The organism is Microcoleus sp. T3_D1 (assembly GCF_036700405.1).
Taxonomy (GTDB): domain Bacteria; phylum Cyanobacteriota; class Cyanobacteriia; order Cyanobacteriales; family Microcoleaceae; genus Microcoleus.
Genome location: NZ_JAUBOV010000042.1, coordinates 1 through 23,612 on the forward strand (window position 1 = coordinate 1; position 23,612 = coordinate 23,612).

General features: G+C 45.1%; 21 protein-coding genes and 1 pseudogene. 12 read left to right on the top strand and 10 right to left on the bottom strand.

Features of this window, described 5'->3' with window-relative positions; genetic code table 11:
• From QT992_RS19290 to QT992_RS19305, 4 genes and pseudogenes are all read left to right on the top strand, one after another.
• A pseudogene (locus QT992_RS19290) lies at positions 1-659 on the top strand (hypothetical protein); the annotation flags it as partial.
• Positions 660-907: 248 nt separating this feature from the next.
• Positions 908-2,023 carry an AAA family ATPase gene (locus QT992_RS19295; protein ID WP_333317813.1) on the top strand — a complete coding sequence of 372 codons (1,116 nt, stop codon included), beginning with the start codon at positions 908-910 and terminating at the stop codon, positions 2,021-2,023.
• Entirely contained in the window at positions 2,023-2,712 is a 690-nt protein-coding gene (locus QT992_RS19300) for a hypothetical protein (protein ID WP_333317811.1), read from the top strand. Before QT992_RS19295 ends, QT992_RS19300 begins: the two co-directional genes overlap by 1 nt.
• Before the next feature lie 46 nt (positions 2,713-2,758).
• Positions 2,759-3,061, top strand: a complete 303-nt coding sequence (locus QT992_RS19305) for a UPF0175 family protein (RefSeq protein WP_333341632.1) — start codon at positions 2,759-2,761, stop codon at positions 3,059-3,061.
• A gap of 8 nt (positions 3,062-3,069) precedes the next feature.
• On the opposite strand, the gene QT992_RS19310 is transcribed toward QT992_RS19305, so the two are convergent.
• The gene (locus QT992_RS19310; protein WP_333341634.1) at positions 3,070-4,065 is read right to left on the bottom strand and encodes a leucine-rich repeat domain-containing protein; all 996 of its coding nucleotides are present in this window, start codon (positions 4,063-4,065) and stop codon (positions 3,070-3,072) included.
• A gap of 135 nt (positions 4,066-4,200) precedes the next feature.
• Here QT992_RS19310 and QT992_RS19315 point away from each other — a divergent pair, with 135 nt between their 5' ends.
• From QT992_RS19315 to QT992_RS19330, 4 genes are all read left to right on the top strand, one after another.
• Entirely contained in the window at positions 4,201-6,150 is a 1,950-nt protein-coding gene (locus QT992_RS19315; protein ID WP_333341636.1) for a long-chain fatty acid--CoA ligase, read from the top strand.
• Positions 6,151-6,294: 144 nt separating this feature from the next.
• Positions 6,295-6,735, top strand: a complete 441-nt coding sequence (locus tag QT992_RS19320) for a YlqD family protein (RefSeq protein WP_333138001.1) — start codon at positions 6,295-6,297, stop codon at positions 6,733-6,735.
• A gap of 173 nt (positions 6,736-6,908) precedes the next feature.
• The gene (locus QT992_RS19325) at positions 6,909-8,204 is read left to right on the top strand and encodes a dihydrolipoamide acetyltransferase family protein (RefSeq protein ID WP_333317799.1); all 1,296 of its coding nucleotides are present in this window, start codon (positions 6,909-6,911) and stop codon (positions 8,202-8,204) included.
• Between the two features lie 205 nt (positions 8,205-8,409).
• Positions 8,410-8,865, top strand: a complete 456-nt coding sequence (locus tag QT992_RS19330; RefSeq protein ID WP_333341638.1) for a hypothetical protein — start codon at positions 8,410-8,412, stop codon at positions 8,863-8,865.
• 69 nt (positions 8,866-8,934) lie between these two features.
• Here QT992_RS19330 and QT992_RS19335 read toward each other — a convergent pair whose 3' ends face one another.
• Positions 8,935-10,362: a DUF3370 domain-containing protein gene (locus tag QT992_RS19335; protein WP_445305380.1), complete on the bottom strand. Its 1,428-nt coding sequence runs from the start codon at positions 10,360-10,362 to the stop codon at positions 8,935-8,937.
• A gap of 316 nt (positions 10,363-10,678) precedes the next feature.
• A complete protein-coding gene (locus tag QT992_RS19340) occupies positions 10,679-11,416 on the bottom strand; it encodes a PEP-CTERM sorting domain-containing protein (protein ID WP_333317793.1) in 738 nt (245 codons plus the stop codon).
• 724 nt (positions 11,417-12,140) lie between these two features.
• Between QT992_RS19340 and surE the strand changes: the two genes are divergently transcribed.
• The gene (surE, locus tag QT992_RS19345) at positions 12,141-12,818 is read left to right on the top strand and encodes a 5'/3'-nucleotidase SurE (RefSeq protein ID WP_333317792.1); all 678 of its coding nucleotides are present in this window, start codon (positions 12,141-12,143) and stop codon (positions 12,816-12,818) included.
• Between the two features lie 157 nt (positions 12,819-12,975).
• Positions 12,976-14,037, top strand: coding sequence for a DNA methyltransferase (locus QT992_RS19350; RefSeq protein WP_333317790.1), 1,062 nt, complete (start codon positions 12,976-12,978; stop codon positions 14,035-14,037).
• On the opposite strand, the gene QT992_RS19355 is transcribed toward QT992_RS19350, so the two are convergent.
• The 3 genes from QT992_RS19355 to QT992_RS19365 are packed head-to-tail and all read right to left on the bottom strand — an operon-like array spanning position 14,027 to position 15,204.
• Positions 14,027-14,509, bottom strand: a complete 483-nt coding sequence (locus tag QT992_RS19355; RefSeq protein WP_333317788.1) for a hypothetical protein — start codon at positions 14,507-14,509, stop codon at positions 14,027-14,029. The two genes, QT992_RS19350 and QT992_RS19355, sit on opposite strands and share 11 nt — an antisense overlap.
• A gap of 42 nt (positions 14,510-14,551) precedes the next feature.
• Complete coding sequence (locus QT992_RS19360) at positions 14,552-14,944, bottom strand: hypothetical protein (protein ID WP_333317787.1); 393 nt, start codon at positions 14,942-14,944, stop codon at positions 14,552-14,554.
• Positions 14,941-15,204, bottom strand: a complete 264-nt coding sequence (locus QT992_RS19365) for a helix-turn-helix domain-containing protein (protein WP_190736647.1) — start codon at positions 15,202-15,204, stop codon at positions 14,941-14,943. Before QT992_RS19365 ends, QT992_RS19360 begins: the two co-directional genes overlap by 4 nt.
• A gap of 1,155 nt (positions 15,205-16,359) precedes the next feature.
• On the opposite strand from QT992_RS19365, the gene QT992_RS19370 reads away from it, so the two are divergent.
• Positions 16,360-17,232, top strand: coding sequence for a pentapeptide repeat-containing protein (locus tag QT992_RS19370; protein WP_333317785.1), 873 nt, complete (start codon positions 16,360-16,362; stop codon positions 17,230-17,232).
• Positions 17,219-17,344 carry a hypothetical protein gene (locus QT992_RS19375; RefSeq protein ID WP_333341643.1) on the top strand — a complete coding sequence of 42 codons (126 nt, stop codon included), beginning with the start codon at positions 17,219-17,221 and terminating at the stop codon, positions 17,342-17,344. Before QT992_RS19370 ends, QT992_RS19375 begins: the two co-directional genes overlap by 14 nt.
• A 33-nt stretch (positions 17,345-17,377) precedes the next feature.
• On the opposite strand, the gene QT992_RS19380 is transcribed toward QT992_RS19375, so the two are convergent.
• The 4 genes from QT992_RS19380 to QT992_RS19395 all read right to left on the bottom strand — a co-directional run bounded on the left by QT992_RS19380 (position 17,378) and on the right by QT992_RS19395 (position 23,602).
• On the bottom strand, positions 17,378-18,592 hold the full coding sequence (locus tag QT992_RS19380; RefSeq protein ID WP_333341645.1) for an FAD-dependent oxidoreductase: 1,215 nt from the start codon (positions 18,590-18,592) through the stop codon (positions 17,378-17,380).
• A 228-nt stretch (positions 18,593-18,820) separates the two neighbouring features.
• Positions 18,821-20,353: an NAD(P)/FAD-dependent oxidoreductase gene (locus QT992_RS19385; RefSeq protein ID WP_333341646.1), complete on the bottom strand. Its 1,533-nt coding sequence runs from the start codon at positions 20,351-20,353 to the stop codon at positions 18,821-18,823.
• A gap of 562 nt (positions 20,354-20,915) precedes the next feature.
• Complete coding sequence (locus tag QT992_RS19390) at positions 20,916-21,401, bottom strand: CRR6 family NdhI maturation factor (protein WP_333218718.1); 486 nt, start codon at positions 21,399-21,401, stop codon at positions 20,916-20,918.
• A gap of 251 nt (positions 21,402-21,652) precedes the next feature.
• Positions 21,653-23,602: a DUF3685 domain-containing protein gene (locus QT992_RS19395; protein ID WP_333342248.1), complete on the bottom strand. Its 1,950-nt coding sequence runs from the start codon at positions 23,600-23,602 to the stop codon at positions 21,653-21,655.
• Between the last annotated feature and the right edge of the window lie 10 nt (positions 23,603-23,612).

Genomic DNA, 23,612 nt, shown 5'->3' on the forward strand with positions numbered 1-23,612 from the left:
TGTCTACACAGTCTCTTATGCTTATTTTGTTAACTTTGTCAAGTTCATATTATACCAAATTAGATGAGCTTACCCTGATTTTAGAGATAGGTGTTTGGGAAAAAGAAGAACGCCAACATTGCCCGACATTTAGGAAAATTTACCAGCAACTTACAGGGGAAAAACTGCAAGTTAAACCCAACTCTGTGAATGGCTGTCAATCCACAGGTGACGCTTGGCAAGATACCTATAAACACGTGATTAGTCGCCTGAGTACCGAGTGGGGAGCTACTTCTGTTTATTTATGGTTGATGGTACACTCAACTGGAGCGTTGCAACAGGCAATTTCCCAGCCTTTACAGGATGAAATCAATCATTTGGCTAAGTTTTGGGGTTTCAGCCGCTGGGCATTCTCCCAGAGTTATTTCAATCAACTGAAAGGCTCTACCAAAAACCTGATTGCTTTGCTGAAACATCATCAGATTGAACGCACGCATGGTAATGATGTGTTTAATACTTCACTCAGTCTCAAGCAGCTTTCTTTGGTGGTGGAATTGACTTTTACATTCACGCGAGTGATGGTGCGTTTGCGGCGCTGGAACCGCGAACTCAGTCGCAGTTATCTCAGACATTTGTTTGGCACTGCGCCGATGGTGGATGCACCTCGCCGTGTCGCTTAAATCTGAGATATTGCACAAGTTTCAGGAACAGGCAAGATGCCTGTTCCACTCATAGTTCAATTTTATTGTGGGGGTAAGGTGCGCCATAAGCACCCAGCTATGTTAAAGTGCTGACATATCTACTCGTTGGCCCGCCATATAGTAGAATGGATGGAGATGGGACGGGGAGCGGTTTTTGAGAGGAGTTTTTAACCGCAGATGTAGGTTGATGAACACTGATGGACGCAGATGATTGATGGGAGGGAGAAATGAGAATTAAAAAAGTAGCTTTTTGGGATAATTTACGAGAGTGGCGTTTTGAACCCATCTATTTTTCCAACTTGGCTTTATTAGTTGGCGTATCTGGTGTCGGCAAAACACAAATTTTGAAAGGAATTTTGAATTTACAACGAATAGCTAATGGTGCTTCATTAAACGGTTTGGCATGGGACGTTACATTCTCGACAGTAAACAATGTAGAGTACCGCTGGCAAGGCGAATTTGAAACAAAAAAAAATCTGCCTATCATTTTTGAGGAACAAGACGAAACTAATGAATTTAGAATTGTTCGAGAACATTTATTAAGAGAAAAAAATGTAATTATAGAAAGAACACCTAATAAAATTATATTTCAGGGAAATAAAACTCCGAAACTATCGCCATTTCAAAGCGTAGTAGAAATTTTAAACCAAGAGGAAGATATTTCACCGGTTCAACAGGGTTTTAATAAAATAGTTAGCTATGATTTAAGTTCATTTGATTTCTTTTACAATATGAGTGTAATGATGTCAACCACCTCCGTAAGCGATGTTTTATTATTAGATTATATTAAGGCAAGTGACTTGCAAATCCAGATGAAACTGGTTCTTGTTTACCGCCATCATCCAGAAATTTTCAATAATATTAAGCGCATATTTATACAGGCATTCCCTCAAGTGGAAGATATTAAAATAGAAGCGGTACAATATGATGATTCATCCCCCAATTTTCCCATTCAGATAAAAGAGAAAGGTGTCAAAGAGTGGATTTTTCAAGAGAATATCTCGTCAGGGATGCTGAAAACCTTAATTCACATTAGCCAACTGTATTTGTCGCCCGAAGGCACTGTAATCCTGATTGATGAATTTGAAAACAGCTTGGGGATTAATTGCATTGATGTTGTGACAGATTTGATTGTGGAAAATAGAAATATCCAATTCATTCTCACCAGCCACCATCCCTACATAATCAATAATATTGGGATGGAGCACTGGAAAATAGTCACTCGCAAAGGTGGGGTGGTAACTGTGAAAGATGCTAAAGATTTGAATTTAGGAAAATCGAGGCATCAAGCTTTTACGCAACTGATTAATCTTGAAGAATACAGCGAAGGAATCAAAGTTTAATGAATCTGTATTTTTTAGTTGAAGGGAAGCAATCGGAGAGAAAAGTTTATCCAGCTTGGCTGGCTCATCTTTTACCGGAATTGCAGCGAGTTGACAATTGCGATGATGTGAATGAAAAAAATTATTACTTGATTAGCGGTGAAGGATATCCTTCATTAATATACGATTTTATCCCGCGTTCGATCGCCGAAATTAACTCAAACGGAAAATACAGCTATTTTGTAGTATGTCTCGATGCCGAGGAAAATACTGTTGCCGAACTCACAACAGAAATTTATGATTTTTTAAGTCAGCACAAATTGAAATTAAACAATGCAGAACTTGTGCTGATATTTCAGAATCGCTGCTTGGAAAGTTGGCTGTTAGGCAATCGCAAGATTTATTCCAGAAATCCTCAAAACAAACCTTTGTTAGATTATACTAAATATTACGATGTTTCAGTTAACTGTCCCGAAAATATGGGCAGATATCAAGATTTTAATACTCACGCTCAGTTTCACGGAGCTTATTTGAGAGCGTTATTTGAAGCTAAAAATATTACCTATTCTAAAAAACGACCGGGAGATGTACTCAAGCCCTTTTATTTGCAACAGCTATTGGCAAGGATTCAAGTTCAGCCGGAACAACTGACTACTTTCCGTCAATTCATCGATTTTTGTAATAAAATTAAAACCGAATTGCAAAATTAAACGATCGCACTTAAAAGACCATCAAAATTAAAAAGTACCTTAAATCATGCAAATTACGATCGACCTTCCCGACAATCTCCCCCTGACTGAAGCCGATGTGCGACGGGAACTCGCGATCGTACTTTATCAGCAGCACAGCCTCAGTCTCGATCGATCCGCTCAACTTGCTGTAATGTCTGTGGACGAGTTCTACCAACTATTAATCAGTCGCCATATTGTCACCCCGCCCGCCGATCCCGATGACGATCCTGCCGAACTCGTCTTAGCCAGCCTCCGCACCTCCCTCCAGCAAATTAAAGAAGGCAAATTACATCCTATTTCCGAACTGTGGGAAAGTTTTAGCATTTAATTCTAGAGTTACCACTTACAGATAGACTCTGGCTTGAGAGGACAAGTTTTGGGATAAATTGGATTTTCGTTGAGATATAAAGCACGCAATTCTGTCAAAAATTGCAAAGGTTTAATGTCACTGATTTGATTATTCCTGAGGTGTAGTTTAGTCAATTTAGTCAATAATTCTAAGGGTTTGATGTCGCTGATTTTATTGTTGTCGAGATCGAGATAATCCAGTTTAGTCAAGGATTGTAAGGGTTTGATCTCGCTGATTTTATTGGTGTTGAGACCGAGAACAGTCAGGTTAGTCAAGGATTCTAGCGGTTTGATGTCGCTGATTTCATTGTCGCTGAGGAACAGCCTAGTCAGTTTAGTCAAGGATTCTAGCGGTTTGATATCTTTGATTTGATTGTTTTTGAGAGGGAGCACAGTCAGGTTAGTCAAGGATTCTAGCGGTTTGATGTCTATAATTTGATTGTCGCTGAGGAACAGCCAAGTTAGATTAGTCAAAGATTCTAGCGGTTTGATGTCGCTGATTTTATTGTCGCTGAGGAGGATCTCAGTCAGGTTAGTCAAGGATGCTAGCGGTTTGATGTCTATAATTTGATTGTCGTTCAAGCTCAGCCCTTTCAGGTTAGTCAAGGATGCTAGCGGTTTAATGTCTATAATTTGATTGTTGTCGAGGGATAGTACACTCAGGTTAGTCAAGGATGCTAGGGGTTTGATGTCGCTGATTTTATTGTTTTCGAGGCTGAGGTTTGCGAGACTCGAAAGTTTCTGATTAGCTTCATCGCACTCAGTGGCTCCTGCTTTCTCCAACAGCACTTCAACTGTATGTTTAACTTCAGGACTCAAGGAAGCTTTTTCGCGACACCAATCAGCAAACGTTCTGTTTCCCGATCGCACTTCTGCGGCCTTCACTCCGAGGCTAGTTCCAGATAATGCTACGATCGCACTCAATGCAACTACTATCAACCTTGGTAAATTCATCTGTTTCTGTGCAACTATAAGTTTGATCATTTTGTATCCCTAATTTTCTAAATAGACAATGGCAGGTTGGCAAACTGTCACGATACTGCCATAAAGTTTTAAAATAACTGTGATATTAAACTTATAGCCAAGAATTTTATCTCCATAAACTCAGGAAGATACCCTATGAACAGCCCAGCATCTTACACATCATCTGAAATGACCGATCGCGAACGCGCGAACCTCAGCAAGCTAATTGATTACAGTTCCATTCGATCGATACCCGAAATTTGGGCGATCGTCAAACAGCGATTTCCTCAAACCGTCGCCCTCCACGACCCCCACAGCCAGCCAGAAATCAAATTCACCTACACCGACCTCTACCAGCAAATCCAGCAATTCGCCGCCGGCTTACAAGCCCTAGGCATCGAACCAAATCCCGAAGAAGCAGTCCCTCCCCGCGTCGCCCTCTTCGCAGACAACAGCCCCCGCTGGCTGATAGCCGACCAAGGTATCATGATGGCCGGGGCCGCGAACGTGGTTCGAGGCGCCACCGCCGACCCTCAAGAACTCCTGTACATCATCCAAGACAGCGGCAGCACCGCCTTGGTAGTCGAAAACCTGGCATTACTGAAAAAACTGCAACACCGCCTCCCTGATTTGCCCATTCAACTCATCGTCCTCCTCTCCGACGAAGAACCGGAAACCAGCCAAACCCTAAGCACAGTCAAATTTTCCCAAGTGATGACCACAGGGGCCAACCGTTCCCTCAAACCCTCCAACCACAAGCCTCAAACCCTCGCCACTCTCCTCTACACCAGCGGCACCACCGGCAAACCCAAAGGCGTCATGCTGACTCACGGCAACCTGCTGCACCAACTCAACACCTTGGGCACAATTCTCCAGCCCGAAGCCGGCGATGGCGTACTCAGCATTCTGCCCAGTTGGCACGCCTACGAACGCAGCGTCGAATACTTCCTGCTTTCCCAAGGATGCACGCAAATTTACACCAATATTCGCTATTTCAAACAAGACTTTAAAACTTACAAACCCCAGTACATGGTCAGCGTTCCGCGCATCTGGGAATCGATTTATGAGGCCGTACAAAAGCAATTTCGGGAACAGCCACCTAACAAACAAAAATTGGTGGATTTCCTGTTATCTGCCAGCCAGCAATACATCGAGAACCGCCGCATTTTCCAAGGATTAACTCTCAGTTTGAAACCGGCTTCTGCTTCCGAAAAACTAATCGCCCGCACCAAAAGCATTCTGTTGTCGCCCGTGCACGCCCTCGCCGAAAAACTGGTTTACCAAAAAGTCAGGGAAGCTACAGGGGGACGCTTAAAATGGGCGATTAGCGGTGGCGGTTCTTTGGCCGCGCATATAGACAATTTCTTTGAAATAGCGAATATCGGTTTGTTAGTGGGATATGGTTTAACCGAAACGTCCCCGGTTTTAACCGTCCGCCGCCCTTGGCACAATCTTAAAGGTTCCGCAGGACAGCCTCTAGCCCATACGGAAATTAAAATAGTAGACCCAGAAACCAGACAGCAACTGCCAACAGGCCAGCGCGGTTTAGTATTGGCGCGGGGGCCGCAAATTATGCAGGGTTATTATCTTAATCCCCAAGCGACTGCCAAGGCCATAGACTCCGAAGGCTGGTTCGATACCGGCGACTTGGGCTGGCTGACACCGGGAAACGACTTAATCTTGACCGGGCGGGCCAAAGATACGATCGTCCTCACCAACGGCGAAAACATCGAACCCCAGCCCATAGAAGACGCCTGCCTCCGCAGCCCCTACATCGACCAAATTATGCTAGTAGGTCAAGACCAGAAATCCGTCGGCGCCTTAATTGTCCCCAATGCAGAAGCTGTGCAGAAATGGGCAGAAACTCAGAATCCCCCATTACACGAAATTGACTGGAATAGCAAGACTATTCAAGATTTATTCCGAAAAGAATTGAACCGAGAGGTGCAAAATCGCCCTGGATACCGCGCGGACGATCGCATCGGCCCGTTCCGGTTGATTCAGGAGCCATTTTCGATCGAAAATGGAATGTTGACCCAGACCCTGAAAATTAAGCGCCCGGTTGTGACGCAACACTACCGCGATATGATTGACGGGATGTTTTGAAATATTCGCAGGACTTGGGGAATGGAAAAGAAAAAATTATCCCAACACCCGAGTCCCGAGTCCGAGTCCTCAGTCCTGGGCCATTAGTTCATGTTTACAAACTAATGACTAATGCCTAATTCCTAATTGACAAGCAACAACTTTATGGAACCACAATTACTCTTGAAGCGATCGATTAACGTTAAAGTCGTCGTTACTCCCCGCTGGAAAGAAGAAGCTCAACAGCAACTCCAAGCCCAAATCAACCAAATAGACTCTCAGCTACAACAGTTAGAAATGCAAGGGCAGCGGATGATTTCAGAAATCAAACAGCAAAATCTGCAGCCCCCAGGCCCGCAAGTACAGCAGCAAATAGAAAACATTCAAGTGCAGGTGAATCAAAGAAAAAGCGAACTGTTAGAACAGAAAAACCAAAACCTGCAACAGCTTCAGCAAGTGCAGGTGCTAGACCTGGAACAAGAAGTGAGTCAAGGTCAAATTGACGGCACATTCACTGTCGGGCTCGGAGAAAACTTGATTCAAAAAATGCAAGTAGAAATTCTCCTCCGCGACGGCATAGTCGAAGAAATTCGAGGTGATATTTAGAAAATGGTAAGTGGTAATTGGCGATCGGTAATTGGCAAGTGATTTTGAGTCAACAGTCACACATCAAGAATGCGAGAGACTGGCATAATAATAAGTATTGCCGGTGGCCGAGCGCCAATTATCAATTGCCAAATACCGATTACCTCTTACCCACACAAAAGGACTTTTTACAGATGATTCGCGAAGTTTTCATGCCAGCCCTGAGTTCTACCATGACAGAGGGCAAAATTGTTTCCTGGGTCAAATCCGCCGGAGACAAAGTAGAAAAAGGCGAAACGGTGGTAGTGGTTGAATCCGACAAAGCCGACATGGATGTCGAGTCTTTCTACGAAGGCTATTTAGCAATAATTATCGTACCTGCGGGCGAAGTTGCTCCGGTGGGAGCGGCAATCGCCCTCGTAGCAGAAACAGAAGCCGAAATCGCCGTCGCTCAGCAGCAAGGAGCCGCCGCTCCAACCGCAGCAGCAGCCCCGGCTCCCAGCCCCGCTCCTGTGAGCGCAGCTACATCGTCAGCAGGTTTGCAGCAAAATGTCAGCCGCCAAAACGGCCGCAGCGTCGTTTCTCCCCGCGCTCGCAAATTAGCCAAAGAGTTTAAAGTAGATTTGAATTCTATCAAAGGCAGCGGGCCCAACGGTCGCATTGTCGCAGAGGATGTGGAAGCAGCAGCCGGAAAAGCCCAACCCGCTCCGGTTCAACAACCGGTAACAGTCCCCGCAGCACCCGCCCCCGCCCCCGCAGCACCCGCCCCCGCAGCAGCCAAACCCGCACCCGCACCAGTCCCGGCGGTGGCACTTTCGGGCCAAAGAGTACCGATGAATGCGCTGCAAAATGCGGTGGTGCGGAATATGGAAGCAAGTTTGAGCGTGCCTTCTTTCCGCGTCGGTTACACAATTACTACTGATAATCTGGACAAACTCTACAAACAAATTAAGTCGAAGGGCGTCACGATGACGGCTATGCTGGCGAAGGCTGTAGCAGTAACTTTACAAAAACATCCTCTGCTTAATGCTTGTTATGTGGAGTCGGGAATTCAACACCGCGCTGATATTAATGTGGCGGTAGCGGTGGCGATGGATGGCGGCGGTTTGATTACGCCGGTGTTGCAAAATGCCGATCGCCTCGACATTTATTCGCTCTCCCGCACTTGGAAGGATTTAGTCGATCGCGCCCGCACCAAGCAGTTGAAGCCTGATGAATACAGCACGGGAACTTTTACTCTTTCCAATTTGGGAATGTTTGGAGTAGACAAGTTTGACGCGATTTTGCCGCCGAATCAAGGCTCGATTTTGGCGATCGGCTCTTCGCGGCCGCAAGTAGTGGCAAACGAGGATGGTTTGATGGGAGTGAAGCGGCAAATGCAGGTGAATATTACTTGCGATCACCGGATTATTTACGGTGCTGATGCGGCGTCTTTCTTGCAAGATTTAGCGAAATTGATTGAGACAAATCCTCAGTCTTTGACGCTTTAGCGATCGTCCTAAATCTCCCTTTTACTCTTATTTGCAGGAAAGGGGGATTTAGACTTAGCTTTTAATGAGATGTCTAATTTCGGAATGATTTAACCGCAGAGACCGCAGAGGACACAGAGGAAGAGAAGAGAGAGAGCAATAATTCCGATACCATCCGATACCAACGGATTTGATATTACTCATTAAGACGATGAAGGTGCAAGTTTTGTCTGTTCAACCTGCGATTGGCTCTCATACTCACGAGGTTTTGCTGTCAGTTGGTACGGATACACACAAATTTATTTTTACAACAGAAGTCAATCAAGTGGGAGAACAGTTACTTCAGACTACTCGCGGCGATCGCACTTTTTCAGAAGTTTTCCGATTTAATCAGCGGGTAGCGATGAATGTGACAACTCAGGTTGTTAAATACTACAATCGAGAAACTGTCGAATTTCCCGCAGATGTTGGCATTTTTGTTACTCCAGAAACAGCTTTATCGAAGCAAAAGTCATTTGACTGTAGCAGTTTAGCAAACACTGACTCGCAGCAATCAAAAGCAGTCGATCGAGAAATCCGTCAAAGGGCGATCGCGATTGTTGAGAAGTTACCGGAAGCTGTGCTTGATGAAGCCGTTAAGTTTCTCGAATCTTTGTATGTTAAGGGCGAGCCCGTCGAGTAGCGATCGTACTTTTTGTTGTGAGAAATTCAGCCACGTTTCGCACAGTGTAAATATACAGTCAACCAATAACTAATTACTCGATCGCACAGTCAAAACTTGCGGCGGCGTCGCATCCGGCGGATACAAGAAATCCACTTGCACCAAACGGCGTTCCCCCGGCTTCATATTCACATTCACCAAAGGTTCCCCCTGCTGTCCCCTGCGCTGCACAATGTGAATGTAGCGCGTCAAAGTCTTGCCCGTATCATCCTTAAACATCACCCGCACCGTACCTCGGAAAAATATCCGATTTTCAGGAGGATCGTAAAACATCAATCCCCCCGCTTCTGTATTTGCCTTGACGGGTGTTTGCATTTTAATGCTAACAGATTGGGATTCACGAGATTTGTTGTAAAGCGGAAAAGTTAAGTTGTATTGAATCCCGTAATTACCGTGAGCAGAATAAGCAGTATCGGGATATCGAGCTAACATTTTTGCGCTTTGAATTTGACCGGTGCCAAAAGTCCCCGTATCCGTTGTGCTCAAAGCATAGGAAAATGACTCGCCGCGCTTGGGAATAGTTAAATAATCGGTTCTCGAATTGTCCGTAATTTTAGCTTGCCACTGCGAGCCTTCAGCGACTCCTGCCACGCGGCCATAAATTTTTTGCACCGGATTTTCGCCTCTCGGAGTTGGTGCTAAATCTCTGGGCCCTGCTAAACTTTTGGTATTTAAAATATTTTCCCACTCTTCTAAAGTCGGATATTGCTCGACTCCTTCTTGATTTTTAGGAGCAAACATGGCTAATGAGGCTACATAAACCGAATTGCTGCTCGACATTCGCATCAAGGTCGATCGACCATTGGAAGAAGGCGTGACATTCCCCACAGGTATCGGCAAATTCATCAGCATTCGGCTCTGATTGGCCGGAATCTCGATCGCAGCGGGCAAAATGGCTTGTCTGAACCCCCGCAATACATCGCTCGTGATGCGGCTTCCAGGCCCCGCAAACACAGTGCCGAATCTATTTTCTAAATACGACGGCAAATCGACAAACAAGGCATCCGGCCGAGTTAAATAAGTTGCTCCTTGCAAGACATTTAAAGTAACAGGTTCGGAGTTAGGATTGTGGACAATTATTCCTTGAAATAAGGTGCGAGTTTCTTCGCGATTTTTAGCCCTGGCGATGTGGTGGGCAAAGATGTCAAATCGGCCTTTGAAGGCAAAGTTTAAATGAGCCGAAGGTACTTGTTTTGATTCCTGGGGAAATGTGGAGAGCAAAATGCCTTCGGTTTGCACGACTTCCGGACTGTTGCTGTTGAAAACCGGGATGTTGTCGAGTTTTCCCGGTAAAACGCGCACTTGCTGAGGCACCGTCACAGTGTTCAGCGGGGCGGTTGTTGGAGGCGCTGGCAAATCCAGTTCGTTTTCCGGTAGCGGGAATTCTCGCTCGATGATGACTTGTTGGGTCGGAGGTGTCGGGATTGCTTGAGCTAAGGGTATAATTGGCAAAAACATTGCTGAGAGCGCGTTTAACTGAACTTGCAGAAGGATTGCCACATAGCAACCGACACAAAACATTACCACAAGTTGGTTGATATTTTCTGGGGATTTTGGGATTTTAGGTCAATTTTTGCGGAAATGCGGGCATCGCAAATTTTTTGTTTTTCACCTTGACAAAATCTACAATTTTGTCAAGGTGAAGAACAAAAATAAGAGCCAGAAGCACGATAGCTGTGCTGGCTCTTATGAGTTGATACTAGAAGTTAAGCTGAATTCACTAGAACTGCGGCGAGCTTTTCTGCCGATGGATGACCCGCACCCCTGATAAAATTTAAGCAAGTGCCTTTTTTGCCTGCTTCCGGCGTGCTGCTACTAAACTTCCCAATCCCATCACCATACCTGCAATAGTGGTTGGTTCGGGCACTGGCTCAGCATCAGCCGAAACTCCGGCCATAACTTTGTCACTGTCACCAACACGAGACCCACTTACATCCTGGAAGCGAACCCCTGCCTTGAGCGTACCATTCTGGAATCCGGTCAAGAAAGCACTTTCTGCCTGAGCCGCACTCAGACTGCTGCCAGTTAGCAAAAAGCTAACCAAAGTTGACTCATTTTTATATAAGCCTCCTTTAACCTTTCCACCTTCAAACTCTTGGCGCGGAGTGCTAATGCCATAGTCGAAACCGTCTTTTTGCAAACCGCTAATTTCAACGTTTTGCCAAAACGATGTAAAAGAGCTGCCTGATGTGGATTGAACCGATGCACTAACGCCACTCAATACGTCAAATGCCACCCCAACGAGAGAAGAGTCTGTTGCGCCACCGGCTGTAGTCTTAGTGCCCGTGGTATTAGTGATGCCTAAATTCAGGAGCAAATCGGCTCCACTTTGGACAAAGTTGAAGTCCAATGTTGCAGTAGCGCCGGTGCCAATGCCGTTGGTAGTACCGTACTCAGGAGCCACGGATAAACTGAATGCTTGGGCTTGCGTTGCAGTTAGTAATGAAGAAGCAATGGCTAAACCAGCGGTAGCTAGACACGCGGTTAGTGGTTGGGCGAAGTTGGTTTTCATAAGAGTAAGACCTTTTTTATATCGCTGGGGGGATTGACTTTATTGATTTCGTCTGGTATATATTTACAACATCGCTCATTTAAAAGTGTTTGTCTATACATTTTTTATACCTTTACCAAAACAATATTCTTCAAGGTTTATTCTTAAACTTTTCGTAAACTCGGTTGTGTTGCAAACGCTAGGATGATTGCGGCAGAAGCATTCCACGGCTAACTATCCGTTATTGCAACTTGCGGTATCATCGGTTATCACAAACGCTACCTACGTAACATCACCAACAGTACGTAATAAGTTATACAGGTCGTGAGGAATATGTTAGCCGATCGCCAGATGAACGCGAAAGTAAAATATAGTTGCACAGTAAGTAAATATAGAATTAGTAACTCTTCCCAGGCGTAGATACTGGGTTTGAGCCACTAAAGCACGGCGTGGAGAGCCTGGGTACCGCTGAAAAAACCTGGTCGAGCCCAGTCTCAGTGCGTAAGTCCACTACACTTAACGTTATGCAGATGCCGCCCAAAAACGGGTACAAGCCCCCGACTAATGTCGTGGAAAGATAAAAATTTTAGACTCTTGTCCAATCTCCCAGATTCATCTGTGAAGTAAATCTAAAATCTAAAATCTAAAATCTAAAATCGACACAATCCCCGCGCCCCCTACAATTTGAAATTGCATCGGCTCGCCCGCCAGTGACACAATAACCTTACAAACAGACAAATTTTCAATGACAATAATTTTAACCAACGACGACGGCATCGATGCTCCAGGGATTCAGGCACTTTTGCAGGCTGTAGAAGGCAAAACAATTATGGTGGCTCCGCAGGGGCAATTGTCGGGCTGCGGGCATCAAGTGACGGCTCACAGTCCGATTCATGTCGATCGCCGATCGGAATTTGAGTATGCTGTAGGGGGAACACCAGCCGATTGCGTGCGTATTGCTCTTCATCACGTTTGTGCGAAGCCGGATTTGGTGCTTTCGGGTATTAACGCGGGCGGCAATTTGGGGGTTGACGTGTACATTTCGGGTACGGTGGCGGCTGTGCGGGAAGCAGCCATGCACGGTATTCCGGGCATCGCAATTTCCCACCGGATTAAAAGGCCACTCGAAATAGACTGGGATGTCGCTACTCGCTGGACATCGCGGGTGTTGGCGGATTTGCTGAACCGGGAACCAAAGTCGGGGTGTTTCTGGAATGTGAATTTGCCACATTTAGCGCCGGGAAGTGCGGAACCGGAAATTGTGTTTTGCCAGCCTTCGACGCAGCCGCTGCCAGTTGTTTACCGGGTGGAGGGAGAATACTTTTATTATGCGGGAGAATATGGCTCGCGCGATCGGGCGGCGGGGACTGATGTTGACGTGTGTTTTGAGGGTAATATTGCGGTGACTGAGATATCGTTGTGATAGATTTGATGGGATTTGATGGGATTGGGCGATCGAACTATTTTTTTTTGTCAACAAAGCGGAAGTAGGTAGGTTAACTTTGGTATCACTAAACCTCAATATCCCAAAATAGGATAAAATATTTGTACTTAATTTTTACAGTCACGTAAGTCAACAAATGAGTCCTAACGCAGAAGCGAATTCTCCCAGCATCTTAAAACGCAAAGCGAGCAGCACTGTTGGTCGTGGCAAAGTAGCTAATCTCAATACCAATTTTAATTTTTCTGCATGGAGTGACGAATACGTTACTTTATATCTCGGCGATAGTCTCCAGCACTACGACAATTGGGAGCAACCTACTGTCATAGTTTCAGATGGAGCTTACGGTATTCTTGGGTTTGAAGGAGATACCTCAGATCACATTGATTTACCTAATTGGTATAAACCTCATATCGAAGCCTGGTCAAAAGCAGCCATACCCTGTACAACACTCTGGTTTTGGAATTCAGAGATTGGTTGGGCTATTGTGCATCCACTTCTAGAAAAATATGGTTGGCGCTATGTCAATTCCAATATTTGGAACAAGGGAAAAGGTCATATCGCAGGGAATGTTAACACACAGAAAATTCGCAGGTTCCCCGTCGTTACAGAAGTCTGCGTTCAATACGTTAGAGAAGTAACAGTTAATGAAGTTACCTTAAAGGCGTGGTTATTGCGAGAGTGGAAACGCTCTGGGTTGCCATTACGACGGGCCAATAATGCTTGCGGGGTGGTGGATGCAGCAACCAGGAAATACTTCGATCAAGGGCATTTGTGGTATTTCCCTCCGACCGAGATGTTTGAAAGGCTAGTGAACTATGCAAATGAGTATGGTAGTCCTCAAGGAAAACCATACTTTTCGCTGGATGGCAATCAGCCTTTAACGGGACAAGAATGGAGCAAGATGCGATCGAAATTTAGATGCCCTCACGGTTTTACAAACGTTTGGGAGCGTCAAGCTTTACGGGGCGATGAGAGAGTTAAAACTCTCTCTGGAAAAGCATTACATCTCAACCAAAAACCTTTGGATCTGATGAACCTTATTGTTGAGGCATCGAGCGATGAAAACGATGTGATATGGGAACCTTTTGGTGGACTTTTCAGTGCAGCTTTGTCAGCACGTAAACTAAAACGAAAAGCCTTTTCTTGCGAGATAGACCCCGACTATTTCTACTATGGTGTACAGAGATTTAATCAATAATTTCATCAATACTCTCTTCTCTAATCTGTAGATAATCTTGTAGGGATTTCTTGATGCTGCCTTCTAGGCGACTTGATAAAAGCTTATTCCACCGACCAACGGTCATACCAGAAACTTCAGTATTGTAGACACGTCGCTTAAATTCCTCAATGCCTGGATGTACAATTCTGTCCATCTTTGCAAAATTTGTATCTAGTCTATATTCATAGCGTATCCGTAGCTCCCGCAGAAGGCGCTGATACTCTCTAGTTGGTTTGTAGACTTTTCCTTGACTACCCCATGAATCAACTATTTTCTCAGCTTCTAAAAACTCCTCAGCAGAGCCTTGGAATTTATATCCACTGGTGTTTGTTTGTTGCAAATTTGCTGTTCTTTGAGTTGTATCTTCCGGCTCTAAAACAAGATAATCTGGCGGATTGTGATAGTGGGTATCTCTCGCTACAGCTACCGATAAACCAGAGACAACGCACACATCAAGAATGCGAGGCTTGCCATAGATGATTTTATCGGGTAGCTATGCCAGGATAGCAACGTAGGTCGGATCGAACCTAAAGTGATTCTGACTATCTTTGAAACGTGCTGTTATCTCTGTTGCTAGTGGGAACCACGCTTTAATTTCTAATCCGGGCGTTGGTTGAACTATGCCGAGGAAAATAGTATCTGGAAAGCCCGGATCTTGCCTATGCCACTTTCCAAATTCAGCGAACTCATTTTGTTGATTCAAGAATTCAACGGTGTTAAATTCGATTAAATTTCCGACTAAGGGCGAAAGCTTTGAGATAACTTTAGACAGGTTAACCGCTGCATCTACGGTAACAGGTTTAGATACATCTAAAACGTCGAAAGTGTTACCCGATAAGCGATCTAGATATTGGGATGCAAGTCTGATTACATCTTGCGTATTCATATCTCGCTCTCACAAGATGCTTCAGATATTTTTTGTGAAATTTTCCTAATAATATCACAAGGATCTACACCAATTACATGAGCAACTAACAGAAACTCAATTACATCTAACCTTCGTTCACCGTTTTCATATTTGGCTACGAAAGACTGGGGCTTTTTAAGAGATTTAGCAACAGACTCCTGAGTTAGTTGCGCTTCTTTACGAGCCGCAATCATACAGCAACGGAAGGTTTCATATTCATCGCTAAAAACAGATTTCATTATACTTGGGGTTTAGCACTGCATATTCCCTAAATATAATAAACCTGTTTTCGGATAATCCCAAAATAGGATATTTTAATATGTTAAAAATCGATCGTAATGACAATTGAACAAAATTAATCGCAATTCCGACAGTGGCAGCTATCTCTACTTGCGGCCATCGGTGCTACCATAATTTTTTTTGTCATCCTTCGGCTTAGCAACACCATCAGGTTGTTTCTTTGGCTTTTTGACTTCTTTGTTGCTTTTTCTTTCTTTTGACATGATCCTTCCTCAATTTTGACTCAGCATAACATAGATTGACACATCTGCCTAACTGCAAGTAGACGAGGTGATGCTATACGGATATTACTCGCTGTTAGTTTTCTACAATCGTCAGTAGATTATGCACTAGGTTTTGAACAAATAGCATCTACCGTTAGGCATATCGATACATCCCTCAGAAGTACACTGTTTGCAATTACTTTTAGCCCCGATCGACTCAAGCAAATATGGAAAAGCACGATCGTCTAACTGCTGCGAGACTACCGAGAAAAATTATGGCTGATTAAGCTGTTGTTCCACATCTAATTTTCATGAAAAATGACCAAGAATTTCAAAGGTGGTACCCGCCACGTGATTTATCCGTGGAATCAATCCAAAATCTAAAATCTAAAATCCTCACGCCCCCGAATTTATCTCGCGCAAGTCAATCCAAAATCTAAAATCTAAAATCTAAAATCGAATGACAGTAGATAAAATATGGAGCTATGGCCATGCCAGCCTGCGCGACACCTGACGCAAACACAACTAACAAATTTGCAGTCTCCGTTTAAAAAAGCTGTTAGCCACAGTGGACAACAAAAATATTGATTTTACTATTTATTAACACTTCGGACAGGGTTTGATGGCTTACCTACTGAAAATAACGGTTTCACGGATCTCAGTACGATCGCAACCCTTGCCCAAGCACACTAGAGGCTAAGTAAATCAAGGGTTTCAGACTATGACATCAAAACGGTCGGGACTCTGCAAAAAGCACAAAGTATATGTATAAATATAAAGTTGATTCTCAGCTTTCTTGAAAGTGCGATCGCATCCGGTTCCTTTGAGATAAAATATTTATAAAGAGTGTTTATTTATAGATAAATTTCCGCTATTAGGAATGTGACCGGTATGGAAGTAACCGAGCTGCTCAAACAGTACGAAAATGGAAACAGAGACTTTGCTGACGCAAACCTCAGCGGAGCAAACCTCAGCGGAGCTATGTTGGTTGGCGTAAACCTTTCGAGGGCTAACCTGTCGGGAGCTAACCTGAGTCGGGCGCATCTCACCAAAGCAGAACTAAACGGCGCAAACCTTTACAGGGCAAATCTGAGTTTTGCCAAAATGGGCCAAGCCAGGCTAGCCGACGCAGAGCTTACAAAAGCCAATCTCAGCGGAGCTTTCCTCGTCAAAGCAAAACTGCCCAGGGCAAAGTTGAGTGGGGCCCAACTCATCGGTAGCAACCTGCGGAGCGCCATCCTCTGGAACGCCAATTTGTGTACAGCCGACCTGCAATTCATCAACCTGCGGGGCGCCAACCTCACGGGAGCCAACCTCAACTGGGCCAACTGCGGAGGGGCAAAACTCAGCGGTGCAAAGCTTTTTGGCGCTCAACTAACAGGCATCTATCTCAGCAAAGCTTACATCAATGGCATCGACCTGAGCAGGACGGATCTCAATGGCGTCAACCTCAGCGAAGCCAAACTGAACGGGGTAAACTTGGAAGGCTCGAACTTGTTAGCCGCCAATCTCAGCGGGGCTCAGTTGCGGGGCGTCAAGTTGATGGGAGCAGATTTAAGCAGGGCAAATCTGGTGGGAGTTTCTTTGGTGCAGGCAAACCTCGATTGGGCTAGGCTGTGCTATGCAGACTTGAGCGAAGCCGACTTGAGCGGGGCAACATTCACGGGAACCAACTTTGAGGGTACTCAGTTAGCCGGCTCAACAATGCCCCCATCTTTGAGCAATGATGTCTACTTAACAGCAGCACGTGGTGTCGCAGCTTAGCCAGCGGCAAAAATTATCTCGCATCCGAGTGGACGACTCTCGCATTGGTTTAACTTTTGATGCAGACATAATTACTTTTGTGAGAGTGCTGCACCGGCAAGAAATTTACTGATATTTGCGAGAGTTTGTAGCATCACAATTGATCTCACCCGATTAATTTCGCGACTCGCAAAGCAGAGGTAATGGCTCCTTCGTGCAAACCATCCCCCAAATAAGCTCCCGCATGATAAGTGTTGTTCTCGCCATTAGTCTCGATAACTTCATCTCGATATCGAAAAGACTCGACAGTGTACAGCGGCGTGTGATGTTTCTGAATGTGAATAATGTGCTTTTGGCCGATCGACTCCTCCAGATGAAATGCTAAACTGTACTCTCGTGGCGAGGAGATGCCGCAAAGCTGATTCAAGCTCGCATTATATCCCCATCCCTTGTCCGTCTCGAAAAAATCAAATTCAGATAACTTGCGGATACCGTAGCGATCGTACATTGATGTATCCGAATGCAGTACAGTGGTGGCATAACTGGGTTTCCACGCCGAAAACCGCTTCCTTTCCGCCTCCGTCGGATCGGACAACAGCCTCATCACTTGGTCTGGTGGCATCGCAAAAACCACCTTATCAAATTCCTGGATTTCCCCATCAGAAAGCACAATTTTTACAGCATCCGCACTTCTAAAAATATTGGAAATCTCCACATTTAGCCGTATATCGCCCTTAAATCGCTCCAAAATCTTTTCAATGTAAGAATACACCCCGCCTTTAATCCTCACCCAGTTGACCAAGCCATATTCGCGTAGAACAGGCATCGCTAATTCTGCCGGGAAATTGTCGAGCAATTCAAACGGTATCGAGTAGCTGTACATCGTCAGCAACTTCAGCCAATAATTGCGGACGCACGAGCTTTTCAAAGACTCAGAAAGCGACACGCCGTTGAAATCATGCTGTTTAGCAAACCGCATTCTTAAAATAAATCCCGCCGAACGAGCGTAGAGACTATCAAGTCGCAAATACTCGCTCAGGCGTTGGATTCCGGTGAAATTCTTTTGGATAGATACCGCCGACAAAAAGTGAGTGCCATCTTTAAAAAACAGCGCGGAACCAATCTGCACCGGTTCTAATTCAACGCCTAGATCCTGCATAAAAGCCGCGAAATTGTAAAACACCGTCGGAAATTCCAGCACCCCATTTTCTAATATTTCATTGCACTCCGATTGATTGGGTACAACATTTTTGTTCAGCGTCCGAATGTGTCCGCCTAAAATCGGCTGACTTTCCAACACAGTGACGTGATGCCCCTGTTTATCGAGCCAGTAGGCTGCTGCCATACCACTGGCTCCGCCCCCAACAATTGCAATTCTCATAGTTCACTCCTAGATTGATAGAATGGAACATTAATCATCGAATGCTTAAGAGCTGTTGGAGAAACGATCCGATCCCCCCTAACCCCCCTTAATAAGGGGGGGACAAGAACCTTTTTCTAGCTTTCTCTCGTTGCCAGGTTGGATGTGATGCCCTTTTTATTTTTTAGTCTGCGGAGGCAGACTTCGTTTCTGTAGTAGCGATTTCAATCGCCGAGTAACCAATTCCTCCTAGCCTAAAATCGCATCGCCGGATAAACGTTGATAAAGCAGCGCCCCCGTCCAAAATGTCGGCGCAAAGCCTGGATAGCCCGAAGAGGCGTTGCAGAAATAGAAATTGTTGAGGGATGTTTCATGATTTAGTCGATCGACCCCCATGTTGCGCGGCGTCAGGCTGGAACCGTAGGAATTACCGTTAGGACACCAGCAGAAGCGCTCGTTAGTCGTCGGACTTCCGGTAACATGAAAGACCATGTGTTTGCGAAAATTCGGAACATAGTGTTTTTCAACAACATCTAAAATCGAGTCCAGAATCTCTTGTTTCTTCTGTCTGTAAGCTTTGCGATCGCTCTCCCAAAGCTGTTTAAAATAGCTGTAATTAGCAACAGTCAGAAATTCGACAATTTGACAATCTTCTGGACAATCCCGCCGCGCTTGGGTCAGTAAAGTTGGCGTTGTAATTGCAAAACTCGGACGAGAAAAATCATTTTGCTCGTACATTTGAGCAAAAGCTTCATTTAGATCCAAGTGTTCCGTATGAAACGTATTCCACTTGCCAAATCCATAGTCTCGGAGATCGATATCTTTGACAACGCAGTACACCATGTAGTTAGATGCAGAATACTCATAGTTGAGTTTCCGCCGCACTGTTTTAGAGAACTGTTCCTCTCCAATCATCTTGGCCGCTCTTTTCGGGTCAAGGTTGCAAATCACCTTGTCGCCCGTGAATTCATGGGTTTGATGCGTGGTCAAATCCATCGCTTCAACACCGGTTACTGTTCTGTTTGTCACCCTAAAATTCGTGACTTCATGGTTTAATAGAACTTTCCCCCCGTTGGATTCAATGACTTTAACTAAAGAATTGATGACAGATTCAAAATGCTGCGTCGGGTAAAATGCGCCTTCTTGATAGCCTCTAAACAAGGCAATCCAAGCATAGAAAGAAAGCTGATTTGGAGGCAGCAAAAAGTCCGGCCATTGCAGGGCTAATAGGGTTTGGGCGGCTTGCGGGAGTTGGAACTTGTCGAAAACGTCCTGAAGTGTACTGTTGAGGTGTTGGACGGCACAGAATACGTCACCGAAATTTTTGAGCAATTCAATTGGTTTGACGGGAGGAGCGAGTTTTCTGAGTCCTTCGCCGGTTTTCTCGACTTCGTTGACGAATTTGCGAATTCTCTCGCCCGCTTCGGGAAACAGCGCCGACAATCTGCGGATCAGTTCCTCTGGTTCCGAGGGAATATCGATCGCATACCCAGGCATTCTCATGTGGTCGTAGCCATTCGGATCGTACCGTTCAAAGGTGACATCTCGATCGAGACCGAGTTTTTTGAGAACTCGATTGACTGTATGTCCTTCGCCGCAGTCCCAAACGTAGTGGAATTGGGCATTAAAGGTGTATTTTTTGGCCATCGTAAAGGTGTGACCAAAGCCTCCGGGATGCTCGTGAGCTTCGAGGATGTGTACGGTTTTGCCGGAGTTTGCCATCAAAGCTCCGAAAACCAGTGCTGATAAACCACTGCCGACGATGAGGTAATCTGTTTTCATGGTAAATTTCCTCGATCGATTGAATCGGGCGATCGTTGTCTATTTAAACTGAGATATTGCAGCATTCTCAATAATCTTTTTATGAACAGGCTTTTCGGCCTGTTCCACAAGAAAATTTATCTCTTGTGGAACAGGCATCTTGCCTGTTCTTGAGAATGGTGCAAGATGTGAGTTTAAACTAACTCTCAATTCTGAGAAAATTCTGAAGTCCAGCAACAATTTTTTGAGGCGCGCTGGCTAAACTATTGTATTAAAGCCGGATTGCGGTTGCTGTTAAGATTAATTAAGCTGCTGTGGATGGAAGTTATAGCTGCGGAGGCGGACTGGAAAGCCCGCCCCACAAGGGAAGAAACCGAATTTATACCTTTGTTCTTAGTCTTAAGGTATAGAGTAGCCTATCTAAGTAGGACTATGTTAATGGGAGCATCTCAGTTTTGTAAAAAGCATTTTTTTTATTGTAGTGCGAGCGTCCCCGCTCGCGTATTGTACAATACGCGAGCGGGGACGCTCGCACTGTAAATGCAAAACTGAGATGCTCCCTATGTTAATTTGAGTGCGATGCTTATTTGTGTGGCACAATCACATCAAAAAAAGCATCCTCCAAATCATAACCAAACATCTGCGACATGGCCATCAACTTCGATTTACTGGGAATTCCCTGCTGATTCAACCAATCAGTCAAGACAAAAATTTTGTTCATCAAAAACATTTCCAAAGCTTCAGGATTGTACTGAATACCTTGGGTGCGGTGGAACTGGTGTGGCACCAACATCGCCGCATAGCGCGCCAATTCTCCCGCTTTCCAATCCAGCAAAAATGGCAGCCAAGGGTAACAAGCATCCAAGCGAATAAACCACAGCCGCACTTCGGGAATTTCGGAAATTTCTCGCGGATCTAACTCTTCGCGCGGATACTCAATTTCAAATTGTAGCTGTTGTTCGTTTTGGGCGATCGCTCCTTCGGCCAGCCACTTTTCAATTACAGTCCGCACGGGAGACAAATCTAAACTGTTTATGCGATCGGCATCTATCGCTATCATAATACTCATAAAAAGTCAACCCTATAGCAGTAAGTTCTATCAAATCCGGTCGATCGACCGCGATTTACCGTTGGGCAGGGGCGGGTTTATGAGACTATCGATCTCAACCAAATATTGTTGGAAAAACCCGCCCCTACAGGTTATTGAGAATGGTGTCACATCTCATATCTATCCTACCTATAATATCACTACCAATGCCCAATTATCAATATTATCAATTAGCAATGCCCGATGCCCAATGCCCGATGCCCAATTCCCAATTACCCATTTTTCCCAAACTTGCTATCCTGCAAAGAATTACCAATCCCTTGGATAATTCCCCGCCCGATCAAACCAATTCCCCGCCCTATAACCTGAGTCAAAACGTAAACAACCCCTGCACCCAACAGCGAAATAACCGCCCGAACTCTAGGTGCGATCGCATCCCTCGTTTCCAGCAGCAAAGTCAAGGCTAACTGCCACCCAGACAACTGTGCTAACTCCAGATTTCTAGGAGCATAAATAGAAATTTTCTTAATTCCAGAATCGCCCAAAACAAACAGCCAAAACCTGCTTTCAAAAATAGCTTTCGGTTCCACAAAATATCTATCCCAGCTATATCTCCACGACAAATCATTCCGAAATCTCTCAATTTCTCGCGTCGAAATCAACTTACCATCGTAAAAAATTTGCTTAATTTCTTCAAGATTTGCCAAATTATTTAGTAGAGGTTGTACCACTCCGCTAGCAACTTGAATTGCCAAATTTTCCAACAAAGCTTCAGCTCGCTGCATCGCTTCCGGGCTGCCAGCAACACAAGCAATATTGTCAACTGTTAGAGGAATTTCAAATAGTAAATGTGCAAAAAAATCAACCGTCATCGGTATTTTGTCAAGGATTTGTGCGGCAACTACATCAGCATCTGCCAGCAGCATCGGCACAACTTCTACGCCGCTGCCCGCCAAGAGATAAGCAGCGCTTTCCTCTTGACTTTCTGCCAGTTTCAAGCTTGTTTGACTGCCATCAAGAACCAGAGTTTCTCCCGTTGGCAGTGTATAGTATCTGCCAAAAAAATCTATGATTGTCGCTTCCCACAAATCCTGTAAAATAGCCTGCATTTTTTGCGACAATTGAGTTTCCTGCACTTGTGAAAAGCGCAATTCCTCCAGCAAATCTTTTAACTTCCGCAGGATGGAACTCATCAATTCACGCTTTTTGGTCGATCGCAAAATATCGATTTCCAAAGGCAAGCCAGTCAAATTCACCAAATCCAACTGCAATTTAGCCGCCACCGAGTCAAACAAGCTATTTTGCCAATTAGTTGCAACCACCAAAGATTCAGCAGAAACTTGGGAATTAGCTAATTGCGATTGAGAATTATTTAACAAATTCTCGCCTCTAATTTCTTCTTTCTCCCATCTGCCTTCTCCCCTCTGCTTTCTGCCTTCTGCCTTCTGCTTTCTTCCTTCTGCCTTCTCCCCTTTTCCTTCAAATAATAACTGACTGACAATCCAGCGAGCTGCCAGCAATTCTCGGCGGCGCCCGCTGAGTACAACGCCATCTAAAATAGAGGGCAAATCTGTCGGAGCTGCCGCTTTAATCTCTTGCAAATCAGCTTGGACAACCGCCAAAGTTGCATCTATTTCCCGTAGTCCAGAAAGACAAAAATGAGCCAGCATTTTTTTGTGTACTGGCGTATCAACTGTCGAATTATCTGCATTTTTATCTGCAATTGCTGCGGATTTTTGTACTGTTTGAACCACCGCTGCATTTAGTTCTATTTCCGAGTTACCTGTCGCATCCGTCGCCCAATAAGTGCAACCAGATGCCACCGCGCGAATAGCTTCGATTGTCAGGGAAATATCTCTACCTTTAGGACAATAGCCATTCGCGCCCGTCGCCTGTACTTCCGCCAACAGCTCCGGTGTCAGCGGCCCGCCTAGCAGCAACAGGGGCAGGTTGGGGTACAAACTTTTGAGTTCGCGACAAAAGGCCAGCGCCTCTGTTTGGCCCGATCGCCAATTTAGGGTCTCAACAGCCAAAATTGCCAAATCTCCAGGCTTCTTGGCTGTTTCAGAGCCGATCGAGCGAGCTTCTAGAACCCGCAAAGCCTCCTTTCCCGTTGAAACCTCTGCGACAACTTGCAAGTCTGGATACTGCTCGCAAGCAACTCGCAGCCCCAGCCGGAAAATGGGGTCGCCATCGATCGTCAGCACTTGGAAATTACTCACTTGATTTTAG

Excerpts from the sequence above, each read along its gene's own strand:
- QT992_RS19315 (WP_333341636.1), top strand. The coding sequence starts at position 4,201 with ATGAACAGCCCAGCATCTTACACATCATCTGAAATGACCGATCGCGAA.
- QT992_RS19340 (WP_333317793.1), bottom strand. The coding sequence starts at position 11,416 with ATGAAAACCAACTTCGCCCAACCACTAACCGCGTGTCTAGCTACCGCT.
- surE (WP_333317792.1), top strand. The coding sequence starts at position 12,141 with ATGACAATAATTTTAACCAACGACGACGGCATCGATGCTCCAGGGATT.
- QT992_RS19325 (WP_333317799.1), top strand. The coding sequence starts at position 6,909 with ATGATTCGCGAAGTTTTCATGCCAGCCCTGAGTTCTACCATGACAGAG.
- QT992_RS19300 (WP_333317811.1), top strand. The coding sequence starts at position 2,023 with ATGAATCTGTATTTTTTAGTTGAAGGGAAGCAATCGGAGAGAAAAGTT.
- QT992_RS19365 (WP_190736647.1), bottom strand. The coding sequence starts at position 15,204 with ATGAAATCTGTTTTTAGCGATGAATATGAAACCTTCCGTTGCTGTATG.
- QT992_RS19370 (WP_333317785.1), top strand. The coding sequence starts at position 16,360 with ATGGAAGTAACCGAGCTGCTCAAACAGTACGAAAATGGAAACAGAGAC.
- QT992_RS19350 (WP_333317790.1), top strand. The coding sequence starts at position 12,976 with ATGAGTCCTAACGCAGAAGCGAATTCTCCCAGCATCTTAAAACGCAAA.
- QT992_RS19305 (WP_333341632.1), top strand. The coding sequence starts at position 2,759 with ATGCAAATTACGATCGACCTTCCCGACAATCTCCCCCTGACTGAAGCC.
- QT992_RS19360 (WP_333317787.1), bottom strand. The coding sequence starts at position 14,944 with ATGAATACGCAAGATGTAATCAGACTTGCATCCCAATATCTAGATCGC.
- QT992_RS19335 (WP_445305380.1), bottom strand. The coding sequence starts at position 10,362 with ATGTTTTTGCCAATTATACCCTTAGCTCAAGCAATCCCGACACCTCCG.
- QT992_RS19390 (WP_333218718.1), bottom strand. The coding sequence starts at position 21,401 with ATGAGTATTATGATAGCGATAGATGCCGATCGCATAAACAGTTTAGAT.
- QT992_RS19320 (WP_333138001.1), top strand. The coding sequence starts at position 6,295 with ATGGAACCACAATTACTCTTGAAGCGATCGATTAACGTTAAAGTCGTC.
- QT992_RS19295 (WP_333317813.1), top strand. The coding sequence starts at position 908 with ATGAGAATTAAAAAAGTAGCTTTTTGGGATAATTTACGAGAGTGGCGT.
- QT992_RS19380 (WP_333341645.1), bottom strand. The coding sequence starts at position 18,592 with ATGAGAATTGCAATTGTTGGGGGCGGAGCCAGTGGTATGGCAGCAGCC.
- QT992_RS19385 (WP_333341646.1), bottom strand. The coding sequence starts at position 20,353 with ATGAAAACAGATTACCTCATCGTCGGCAGTGGTTTATCAGCACTGGTT.
- QT992_RS19310 (WP_333341634.1), bottom strand. The coding sequence starts at position 4,065 with ATGATCAAACTTATAGTTGCACAGAAACAGATGAATTTACCAAGGTTG.